General features: G+C 68.7%; 6 protein-coding genes. 4 read left to right on the forward strand and 2 right to left on the reverse strand.

Features of this window, described 5'->3' with window-relative positions:
• Window positions 1–70: 70 nt before the first annotated feature.
• Complete coding sequence (locus AB0H83_RS50780) at window positions 71–5794, reverse strand: RHS repeat-associated core domain-containing protein (protein WP_360110918.1); 5724 nt, start codon at window positions 5792–5794, stop codon at window positions 71–73.
• Between the two features lie 210 nt (window positions 5795–6004).
• Window positions 6005–7186, reverse strand: coding sequence for a serine hydrolase domain-containing protein (locus AB0H83_RS50785; RefSeq protein WP_360110921.1), 1182 nt, complete (start codon window positions 7184–7186; stop codon window positions 6005–6007).
• A gap of 119 nt (window positions 7187–7305) precedes the next feature.
• Between AB0H83_RS50785 and AB0H83_RS50790 the strand changes: the two genes are divergently transcribed.
• The 4 genes from AB0H83_RS50790 to AB0H83_RS50805 all read left to right on the forward strand — a co-directional run bounded on the left by AB0H83_RS50790 (window position 7306) and on the right by AB0H83_RS50805 (window position 11007).
• On the forward strand, window positions 7306–7962 hold the full coding sequence (locus tag AB0H83_RS50790) for a response regulator transcription factor (protein ID WP_360110924.1): 657 nt from the start codon (window positions 7306–7308) through the stop codon (window positions 7960–7962).
• The gene (locus AB0H83_RS50795; protein ID WP_360110927.1) at window positions 7959–9122 is read left to right on the forward strand and encodes a HAMP domain-containing sensor histidine kinase; all 1164 of its coding nucleotides are present in this window, start codon (window positions 7959–7961) and stop codon (window positions 9120–9122) included. The genes AB0H83_RS50790 and AB0H83_RS50795 overlap by 4 nt, the downstream gene beginning before the upstream one ends.
• A 571-nt stretch (window positions 9123–9693) precedes the next feature.
• Window positions 9694–10188 (forward strand): sigma-70 family RNA polymerase sigma factor, encoded by a 495-nt coding sequence (locus tag AB0H83_RS50800; RefSeq protein WP_360110930.1) that lies wholly within the window; start codon window positions 9694–9696, stop codon window positions 10186–10188.
• A 3-nt stretch (window positions 10189–10191) separates the two neighbouring features.
• On the forward strand, window positions 10192–11007 hold the full coding sequence (locus AB0H83_RS50805) for a hypothetical protein (RefSeq protein WP_360110933.1): 816 nt from the start codon (window positions 10192–10194) through the stop codon (window positions 11005–11007).
• The last annotated feature ends 487 nt before the right edge of the window (window positions 11008–11494 follow it).

The following is an 11494-nucleotide window of genomic DNA, read 5'->3' on the forward strand; positions in this document are numbered from 1 at the left end:
GAGGACTCCACGTCCCCGACCCCACTGTCCAAATAGGACAGAAATGTGCGTGTCGTCCCAATCGATGTACCTACGCTGCTGAGATCACCTCAGTGGGTGCCAGCGGCACCCCTGCTCCGCGGGAGGCTCCGCGGGCCAGGCCGAGGCCGGGGAGGAAGCCGAGGGTGTCCAGGGCCATGCCGCCGCCGTATTTGGCGTTGGCCCAGAAGCCGTCGTTGTACTCCTTGTTCTGGACGAAATCGTATGTTCGGTCCGTCATGTTCAGGGTCGAGGCGGCACCGCCCGCGATCGCGCAGCCGATGCCCAAGGACCAGAGGCAGGTGCCGAGGCCGATGACGGACGCGCCGACGGCGAGGGGCTTGCCGTTGGTCCTCCACCAGGCCCCGGGGTCCCTGTACGCGCATTTCAGGTCGAGGACGAAGCAGCTCGGGGGCGGCTCCGGCATGATGATGACCGGGCAGCGGGGGATCGCCGCCTGGGCCTTGTACACCGCCGGCGGGATGTACGGCACCCCGGCCGGCGGGATGTAGTTGCGGAAGAAGGCCACCAGGTCGCCGTAGAGCACGCCGATGTTGCACCAGCCGTCGAAGGAGCACCCGACGTACCAGTCGATGATCCTGGTGTAGCGGTAGTTGCCCTTGGTCCACCGCTCGACCGTGGTGAAGGCGTACAGGTAGAAGTCGTCCTTCAGGCCGCTGGGGTCGGAAGCGTTGATGGGGCTGTTGTGGGCGTACGAGTAGCCGTTGAAGGACTGCGGGTCGGTGGAGGTGAAGATCGGGTCGACGGCGACGAAGCGGCCGATGGAGGCGTCGTAGGGCCGGGCGCCGAGCTGGGTCAGGCCCGTCGGGTCGTCGGTGCCGCCGACGAAGCCCAGGTTCGTCGGCCAGGTCACGGCGGTGCCGCGGGACTGGCCGAACGGGGTCATCCGGCGCTGGGTCTTGGCCAGCGTCGAGGCCTTGAAGCTCAGCGTGCTGGTGCCGTGCGGGTCCGCCGCGGTCCAGCACAAGCCCTCGCCGCTGGTGCGGAACGCGGTCGAGCCGTAGAAGCGGGTGGTCGAGACGACGTTGGTGGTGGAGATGTGCAGCTGCTGCGAGCCGATGTACAGGGTGGCGCCGGTCGAGTCGCGCGAGATGAGCCGGTTGCCGTCGACGTCGTAGATGTAGGTGGCGGCGGCGCCGCTGGTGTCGGTGACCGAGCTCAGGTGGCCTTCGGCGTCCCAGTGGAGGGTCTGTGAGGGCTTGCCGGCGACCGCCCGCGTGGTCATGTTGCCGGCGTCGTCGTAGGCGTACGTGTTGGTCTTCGCGCCGCCGACGCCGGTGTAGTCGACCTTGCTCAGCGCGTGCGGGTGGGCCGCGGTCGGCGCCGGGATGGTCGAGGTGGCCGTGGTGGTGCCGCCGCTGACGTGGTCGACCTGGGTCTTGCGGTTGCCGACCTCGTCGTAGGTCCAGGACTGCCAGTAGGGAGCGGGGCCGCCGAGGGTCGGGTTGACCGGGTCGGTCGTGCCGCAGGCGCCGTTGGCGGGCGTCCAGGCGTGGACCAGCCGGCGGAAGTAGTCGTAGCGGAAGCACTGGTTGTCGTCGGGGCCGGCACCGTACTGGTTGGTCAGGTCCTTGATGCCCGTGACGTTGCCGACCGTGTCGTACTCGTAGTAGGCGTCCTGGTAGACGTTGCTGGTGTCGTTGTCGTAGACGCCGTGCTCGAGCAGGCGGCCGGTGCCGTCCTCGTAGGCGTAGATCTGGGCGAGGTTCTTCGACCCGCCGTCGTTGTTCAGCGTGGCGCTGAGCCGGCCGAGGCTGTCGTAGGCGCTGTACGTGAGGTACGTGTTCGTGCCGGACAGCGTCGTCGGCAGGCCCATGCTGTCGTAGCCGTAGGTCAACGTCTCGGCCGGCTGCGCGCCGATCGCGGTGCCGCCGATGGCCGGCAGCTGCACCGTGTTGATGCTGCCGTCGACGTTGTAGGTGGTGTTCGTCGTGTACGTGCCGGCGAGCAGGCCCTCGGTCGCCGGGATCGTGACGGCGGCGCTGCTCACCCGGCCGGCGGCGTCGTAACCCAGAACGCTGGTGGTGTACTGGGCGCCGGTCGCGCCGCCGACGTAGCGGGTGCTGGTGTCCGCCATGCCCTTGGCGAGCGAGTCGTATGTCGTGCGGGCCAGCAGCGTCCCGGTCCCGGCGGCGCCCTGCCAGCGTTCGGTCGGCCGGCTCAGCTGGTCGTAGACGGTGGTCCGGGTGATGGTCCGGGCGTCGGTCACGGTGACCTGGCGGTCGGCGTCGTCGTAGGTGTACGTGGTCTGGCCGCGGTCCGGATCGTTGGACAGCTTCATCCGGCCACGGACGTCGTACTCGTAGGTCCAGATCGACCCCATGGGGTCGATGATCTTCGACGGGTAGCCGCGCTTGTCGTACTCGTACGTGGTGATCGCGCGGTTGGCCGTGGAGACCTTGTCGGCGCTCGGCACGTTCGAGTGGTAGTGGATGATCTTCGTAGCCTGGCCGGTGGCGTTGACGTACGTGGTGGTGCCGACCCCGCCGGGGGGTGCGGTGACGTCGCTGTAGTCGCCGCCGTGGGCGGTGGTGGTCCGCCACTGCTCGACGCCGTTCTTCTGAAAGATCGACGCGATCTGGCGCCGGGCGTTGTCATACGTGGCGAGCATCCGGCCGGGCACCGGGCTGGACGGCACGAACAGGGAGCCCCACGAGACGCCCGCCTGGAAGTAGGCGTTGTTGGTCTGGACGGTCAGGCCGCGGGAGTCGTAGATCGTGTCGGTCAGCGTCACGCCACCGCCCGGCGCGGGCGCCTGGGTCTGGCGCGGCCGCAGCTGGCTGTCGAAGACCTGGTACGCGGTGTTGTAGCCGGTGCCAGCGGGGTTCAGCTTCGACGTCGCGACGGAGGTGGCGCCGGTGGTGCCGCCCATCACGTAGGTGTATTTGAGGTTGGGGGTCTGCGTCGCCTTGTCGCGGCCGGGGTCCCACACCTTGGTGAGCCGGCCGAAGGCGTCGTACTCCAGATCGGTACGCCGGTTGTTCGGATCCACCTTGGCGGTCGGGTTGCCGTACGCGGGGTCGGAGTACACGGTGTTGACCCAGCCGTTGGCCGTCGACGTCATGCTCGTCGGCAGCGATCCGGTGGTCGGCGTGTAGGCGGTCGTGGTGACGTTGCCCAGCACGTCCTTCGACGTCAGCGTCCGGCCGTAGACGTCGTAGGTCGCCTCGGCGGTGTTGATGTACGTCGCGGCACCGGCGACGACGTCGGCGAGCCGCTCGGTCCGGGTGACGTCGCCCTTTGTGACCGTCGAGTTGAAGCTGGTCGCACCGTCGTACCAGGTCCGCACGTCGGAGATGAGGTCCGTCGCGAGGTTCGGGTTCGCCGTCGAGCACGAGACCGCGAGCTTGCGCTGCTGCGCGACGACAGTGCGGATCTTGCCGTTCGGATCGGTGGCGAACGTGTTGATCGTGCACCGGTTGTCGTTGGCCGACGTGTCGTCGTTGGTCTCGTCGACCTTCATGATCCGGCCGATCGGGTCGGCCAGGCCGGTCTCGGTGTCGAACGTGTTGGTCGACTTGGCCGTCAGCCAGCCCCGATTGGCGTCGAGCGCGGTCTTCGTCGTCGACGACTTCGTGTTGGTGATGTAGGCGTTGACGGTCACGCCGTTGCGGGTGCGGGTCGCGGTCGGCCCGGACTCCCACGGCTCCGTGAGGCTCTTGGACAGCACCGGGGCGCTGTCGCCGACGCCGTTGTACTGGATGACCTCGCGGGTGAGGCCACGCCGCCAGTCCTCGTCGTTGATCGCGGCGCCGCCGAAGGTCGGGTCGGCCGGGATGGTGACGGTCCGCGTGCCGCTGCTCAGCTTGTCGCCGTGCATGCCGCGGAAGTAGATCGTGTCGGTCTGCTCCTGGTTGGTGCCGGCAGCGCCGTGCAGCGTCCGGACCTTGGAGTAGCCACGCCACTGGCCCCACGACTTGTGGTTCGACGGCACGATCTCGTTGTCGTCGTAATGCCAGGCAGGCGTGTCGTACGAGTACGTGGTGACCTCGGCGGGCGCGAGACCGCTCGGGTCGCTGACGGTCACGCCGGTGACGACGTACTTGTCGAACCAGTCGAAGGTCGCGGCGGTGCCGCCGTACGGCGTCCACCAGACCGGGTAGCAGCGTTTCGTGTTCGTGTCCGGCGCGGCCGGCATGTTCGTGCCCTTGACGCACTCCGGCTGCGAGTACGTGACCGCGGTGACGCCACCGGCCTCGTTGGTGATCGACGAGATGCGGAACCGGATGATCGGGTCCTTGGTGACCGCGGTGTCGACCCGGTTGCCCAGCTGAACCGAGGCGAAGGTGACGTCCGGGGTGGTGAGGTTCGGCGTCGCGGCCAGACCGGCGGCGGAGATGCCGCTGAGCCACAGGGTCTTGGCGTGCCCGTCACCCGGGTCCTTGAACTGGTGGTTCAGCGTCCAGCGGCGCACGTCGCGGTAGGTGGTGCCGGTGCCGGTCCACACCTTCGTGGTGATCGTGGACAGCATCTTCTGGGTGAAGAACGCCGGCGTGTACACATCGGGGCACGAGGTCGTGGAGTCGCACTGCTGGTCCCACGGGACGTCCGGCCAGTTCGACGGCGTCGACTTCACGCACGTCGCGCCCGGGGTGACGCAGCGGTCCTGCAGGCCGAACTCGACCCGGGCCGGCGCCGCGCCGACGGAGTAGATGCTGTCGACGTTGCTGTCGCGGCGGGTACCGTAGTCGATGTGGTCGAGGTGCCCGGCCCGCACGTACGTGGAGACGGCGCTGTTGGTGACGTTGCGCGCGTATTGATTGAGCTGCTGCGCGTACCACAGCGACATGCTGTTGCCGTGCGGGTCGACGACGTAGTCGAGGTTCCAGGTGTAGGCCTGGTCGCAGGAGGCGTTGGCGAACGTGGCGTTGTAGCAGGGCTCGCCGGCGTTGTTGCCGAACACCGGCACCGTGAACACCGACTTGGTGACCGGCTTGTTCGTGGACCAGCCCGGCAGCTGGTTCAGGCCGAAGAAGTACTCCCAGCCGTCGGTCGTGGTGACCTTCCAGTACTCGCCGTTGCGCGCGCCGTTCGTCGCGCCGGTGAGCCGCTCGACCTTGCTGCCGTCGTCGTTCTTGATCTTCCAGACGTCCGGGCTGGTCGAGACCTGGATCAGCTCGCCCGCGTGGCCGGGCAGCGTCAGCGTCGCGTTGTCGGTGCCCCAGCACAGGTCGCCGATGCCGGTCTTGCCGTCGTCGACGCAGGCGGGGTAGGCGCGGCTCACCGCACCGGCCGCGTAGTCGAAGCCGTCACCGATCCAGGACGGCTGGTTGTTCGTCGCGGCGGTCTTGCCATCCATCGACTGCGCCGAGTAGGACAGGCCGACCTGCGCGGACGGGCCACCGAACGCCGTCGGGACCTCGATCGGGTAGGACCAGGTGAAGTCGCCGGACTGGCCGCCGCTAGACCAACTGCTGGTGGCCTTCAACGGGGTCGCCGCGTAGTCGCCGCCGCCGGTCGAGGACTGCGGCGAGCTCGCCAGCGCGACCACCGCACCCGCCGACCCGCTCGCCGCGGCCGCCGACATCGTCGAGGCACCCGCGGCCGTCTTCGCCGGCGCCACCGACGCGAGCGACACCGTCGTGGTCAGCTTGCCGGTGGCCGGGTCGTTGACCGTCGGCAGGGCCGTCGCCTGGCACTGCGGTGCGTCAGGGGTCTCCAGCGCACACTCCGGCAGCTGTACGAGCCGCAGCCGGTTGGACCAGTCACCGCCGACCGTGCGGCGGCAAGCCGGCAACGCGGGGTGCTCGCGCACGGCCGGCTCGACCTCGGCAGTCCCGTCGACATCCCCTGGAACTGGCCAAAGGTCTGACCCGAGTCGACCGGCCCGAAGGAGCCCTCCGCGTGCGACAACGGGGAGAAGCTCAAGTCGGACCTGCGTCGCAGCATGGGCCTGCGGCCTCGAAATGTCCGTGAATCTCTGTTGCTCACGGACATTTCGAGGCCGCTGTGCGGTTCCCGCTCGCTACCCCTGCTCGACGATCAACTTCCGGGCCAGGCCGGGGATCCCCCGGATGCTTTCGATCTCGTAGTTGGACATGATTACTGTCACGTACCCGCTGTCCGGGTAGAACACCAGCTCGGCCGCGGCGCCGTTGCTCGCGCCGCCGTTGTGTCCGTAGGACCACCGGTCACCGGCGAGCGTGGCGCCTGGGCCATAGCCCGTGAACACCGTCAGCGGAACCGGGCCGGGCGGCGGCAGCCCAGGCAACTTCGGGCTCAGTGTTAGCCGGGTGTATGCCGGGTTCAGCAGCTTCTCCTCCCACAGCGCGTGGGCGAACTGTTCCATCTGGGCGCAGGTCGCGAATGCGCCGGGGGCGAAGATCTGTTCGTCTATGTTGTCGATCCGGTCCCTCGATCCCTCCGGGCGATAGTAGCCGTGGGCGATCCGGCGGTCCTCGCGCAGCTGCGGCAGAGTGTAGAAGTCGGCGCTGCGCATCCTGGCGGTGCGGAAGATGTGCTCGCGGACGTAGTCGTGGTACTCCTGCCCGGACACCCGGGCGACGATCTCTCCGAGCAGGTGGTATGCCGAGTTGCTGTATTGACTGCCAGCGCCCGGCGGGAAGGCCAGCGTCTCCTTCCGGACGAACTGGCCGACACCGTCGGTCACCTGCTGCACGCTGGTCCACGTGCGGGCCACGTCCCAGTACCCGGGGTCGCCGAAGAAGTCGCCCAGGCCCGAGGTGTGGGTCAGCAGGTGGTGGATCGTCACCCGGTCGGCGATCTCGGCCGGAAACCCGTCCACGTGCATGCCGAGCGTGTCGTAGTACTGCAGCTTGGCGCGCTGTGCCAGCTGCGCCACCGACACGGCGGTGAACAGTTTGGCGACCGAGGCCAGGCCGAACAGCGTGTCGGGCCCGTTGGGCACCGACCGCGCCTTGTCGGCCATGCCGTACGACCGGGCAAGGACGGTCTGCCCCCGGTGCGTGATCAGCACGTTGCCGGAGAACACGTCCCTGGCCGCCATGTCCGCGATCAACTGGTCCAGCTCACCGCCGGGCCTCAGACCCTTGGGTACCCGCCCCGACGGGGCACCCGTCTGCGCGGCGGCGGGTTGCGAGCCCGTGGTCTGAACGGCCAGCCCCGCGGTGGCGGCGACCGAGGTGGCACCCAGCAGTTTGAGGGCCGCTCGGCGAGTCGTGGTCACAGTCAATCACCTTTTCTTCTCTGGATTTCGACGATGACCACATCTACCGGAAGGCGCCGATCGGTGGCCGATCGGCGAACCATATGCGTTCCATAGGTCGCCGTTGCGATACTGCTCGGATGCGCGTGCTCCTGGTCGAAGACGAACAGCCCCTCGCCGGGTACATCGCCGCCGGGCTGCGCAAGCACGGCTTTGCGGTCGATGTCGCTCTCGACGGCCAGACCGCTCTGGACAAGTGCGAGTTCACGCCGTACGACGTGGTGGTGCTGGACCGAGACCTGCCGGTCGTGCACGGCGACACCGTGTGCCGCCACCTCGCCCGACAGGGCGCGTCGCGGGTACTGATGCTGACCGCGTCCGACGCGGTCGAGGACCGGGTGGGCGGGCTGATGCTGGGCGCGGACGACTACCTGGGCAAGCCGTTTGCGTTCTCCGAACTGGTCGCGCGGGTCCACGCCCTGGTACGGCGCAGCGCCCCGGCCCGCCCGCCGGTGCTGCGTGCCGCCGGCGTGGCGCTGGACCCGGCCCGCCGTACCGCCGAGCGGGACGGGCGGCTGCTGCACCTGACGCCCAAGGAGTTCGGCGTACTGGAGCAGCTGCTGACCGTCGGCGGTGCTGTGGTCAGCACGGAAACCCTGCTGGACAAGGTGTGGGACGAGCACGCGGACCCGTTCACCAACGCGGTCCGGATCACCGTCGGCACGCTGCGCCGCAAGCTCGACGACCCGCCGCTGATCGAGACGGTGACCGGCGCCGGCTACCGGATCGCCGGATGAGGCTGACCGCCCGAGCGCGGCTGACCCTGCTGCTGACCACCCTGGTGCTGGCCGCCGGAGGGGCGCTGACCGCACTGACCTACCTGCTGATGCGGCAGAGGCTGCGGCACGGGACGTTCTTCACCGAGTTGGACCCCGCCGGGAGCCCGTCTGCGGGCGCGACCCAGCCGGCACAGAGCCTGCACGATCTCGCCGACCGGATGGTGGCCGACACCCTGTCCGCGCTGCTGACCCAGGCCGGTCTGGCGCTCATCGCGGTCACCGGGCTGACCGCCGCACTCGGGTGGCTGATGGCCGGACGGGTGCTGCGACCGATCCGCGCGATCTCGGCCACCGCACACCGGCTGTCGGCCGAGAACCTCACCGAGCGGATCCCGGTCACCGCACCCGCCGACGAACTGTCCACGCTGGCCGCCACGGTCAACGACATGCTCGACCGCATCCAACACGGCGTCGCCGAGCGGGACCGGATCCTCGACAGCCAGCGGCTGTTCACCGCCAACGCCGCCCACGAATTGCGGACGCCGCTGACCACCGCGCGCACCGCGATCGACGTCACCCTGGACGGCAACCCGAACCGTGCCGAACTGCTCACGATGGCCGGCGACGTACGCAACGCTGTCCAACACGTGCAGCGCGTCCTGAACGGGCTGCTGCTGTTGGCCCGCAGCCAGGCCGGGATTGGCGCGCGCGAGCCGGACGACCTGGCCGGCATCGCGGCCGCCGCCCTCGACGCCGCCAGGCAACGGACGCACGATCTCGCCGTACACACGGACCTGCGGCCGGCGCCGGTCAGCGGCGAACCAGTCCTGCTGGAACGAATGATCGGCAACCTGGTCGACAATGCGATCCGCTACAACCGGCCGGACGGGCACCTCACCGTCTCCACAGGCACCGCGGGCGGACGGGCCGTCCTGCGGATCTTCAACACCGGCCGGGAAATCCCACCCGACGAGGCACAGACGCTGCTGGAACCGTTCGTATACGGACAGGGTGCCCGCGTCCGAACCGAGGGCCTCGGACTGGGACTGTCCATCGTGCGCGCGGTCGCGCTCGCTCACGGGGGACAGCTCGCGCTCACCGCCCTGCCCGACGGCGGCCTCGACATCACCGTCGAACTCCCGCAACACCCTGTGGCAACGGCGGACCGGCCGACGTGATGCCGAAACCCTGTGTGATCGCGGCTGGGAAATGCCACCAACATGAGACTCCTGCCGGGTGACTCTGGCTGAGACTGGGCAGAGAACCGCGGGTCACAGTTCGGCGGGAATGCCAACTGCGGCGGGAATCTACATGGAACGTAGGTCGTCCCTGCTTCCACGAGCCGTCACTGAACACCACGTCAGCGCATCGGCGGTTTCGTCGGTGACCTCGGAACCCGTGCTCGTCGAGTAGGCAGAGCCAACGCCATAGGGTTGCCAGCAGTGTGGACGTGCTCAGCTGAGGAAGTTCGGGTACGGAGCGTGACGGCCGTCCGAAGGTGCGTGCACCGTCAGCGGCAGATCCGGATGCGGATGTGTTTTGGGCCTTGGTGCGGCTGGGTGATTGCGCGACTCGGAGTGACGGTGCGGCGCCTGCCTTCAGGTGCTTGAGCCGCTGCCTGCTGTGGACTCTCTCGCGATTCGGTCGGGGTCGGGATTTACGTTGGGATTGGAGTCGGGCAGCGGGCAACCCTTTCGCTGGTGTGGTGCGACGTTCTGGTGTGAAGGACATGTCGGAGGGAACGCGCCGGTGAAGCGTGCGGACGAGAACGCGTACAGGGACTATGTGCGGGCGCGGCTGGAGCCGTTGCGGCGCAGTGCCTTTCTGTTGTGCCGGGACTGGGACGCCGTCGATGACGTTGTCGCGGTCACCATCGGTAAGGTGTACCGGCACTGGGACCGTGCGCAGCGGGCGGACAACCTCGACGCCTACGTGCACGGCATCCTCACTCATACCTGGCTGGATGAGCGGCGCCGGCTGTGGCGGCGGCGGGAGGACCCGGTCGAGCACCTGCCGGAGGCGGCGACCCATGACGCCGAGCCCGGCGACGGGCATCTGTTGGCGCTGCTCGCCACGCTGCCGCCGCGCCGCCGGGCGTGTGTCGTACTGCGGTTCTACTGCGACCTGTCGGTCAGCCAGACCGCGGACATCCTCGGGGTGTCCGAAGGGACCGTGAAGAGCCAAACCGCGCGGGCCCTCGCAACGCTGCGCCTCCTCGCCACCGCCGACCAGGAACAGGAGTAACCGATGCGTGAATTGCTTGACGAGGCCATCGGCGTCGCACCGCCGACTCGAATCGATGTTGACGCGACCATCGCCCGACAGCGCAGGATCCTGCTGCTTCGCCCGGCCGGCGTGCTCGTCGCCGTGGTCGTCGTCATCGCCGCGATTGTCTTCGCTGGCAACGGCATGGCCCCGCCAGCGGCGCAACGGAACGCCCCGGCGATGTCCAGGCCGAGCTCGGCAGCGGCAGTGCCCAGCCGGTCGCCGGAGCCGAATGACCAGGTGCTGCGGCGGCAGAGCACCGCGATCAACGAGCTGCTGCGGGTCGGCCTGACCGGGGTCACGGTCTCGGACCGCCTCACCAGAGCCGCAACCGTCGACGTCATTTCGGGCATGGACTATCCCGGTTACCGCGCGGGCGCCCACATGAGCATCGCGGTGCTCACCACGGCGGCCGGCATCGGCGACTTTACGTTCTCCGCTGACTCGCGGCCGGGCACTGGGTCCTCGCCGTTGCCGTCAGAGACCGCGCCGGAGCCCGGGTCGTGCGCCGAGTGGCGGGGCAAGTTCGAATATCGGGGGCCGGGCTCCAACACCTTCGACTGCACCGACAGCATCGGCCCGGAGGGTGAGACCGTGCTGGCACTGTCCATGCACAACGGTGACCTCATCGTGTACGCGGTGTTAGTCTGGCGTCCGTACTCGCTGGTCTCCGTCAGCGTCCGCAACTGCTGGAACGGCTGGGACGGCAAACAGCCCTCGGCCGCATACCTGCCGGCACCGCCGCTGACGCTCGAGCGGATCACCGCCATCGCGCTCGATCCGCGGCTCGCAATGTGACAGAGCGGCGGCATGGCCGGAGCCGTCGGGTGGACCGGCCGTGCCGCCGGTTCGAAGCCCCGCCACCGCAGGTGGCGGCCCCGACGTCCACGCAGGCTTCCACTCGCACCGAGAGGAACACCTCCCGGGACTTCTTGGGCCGTCTCGGCGATTTCCGGACATGTCACGCTGATCAGCAACGTGAATCGAGCAGGTCCGCCCCGTACACGGAGCGTCGCAGTCGCTGGTGAGCCGCCGCGCTCGCTCATCGGCATGTCAGACCACCGGCGGCGGAAGCGCCGGTCACCCAATGTGACGCACTCCAGCGGCCTTCGCGCACCAGACGCGGCATGAGCGGGTACGTGATCAAGCATTGTTGGTCGGCTGTGAGCAGGCCAACTACCCGTCCGCCGCCGGGTTGACGTCGAGACCGGCTGGTCGAGTACCTCAATGTCGACAACGGTCGTGCACGTTGGGTCCAGGCTGAGCCAAATAACGTCGACACCAT

The sequence above is a fragment of the Dactylosporangium sp. NPDC050688 genome, assembly GCF_040654515.1.
Classification (GTDB): Bacteria; Actinomycetota; Actinomycetes; order Mycobacteriales; family Micromonosporaceae; genus Dactylosporangium.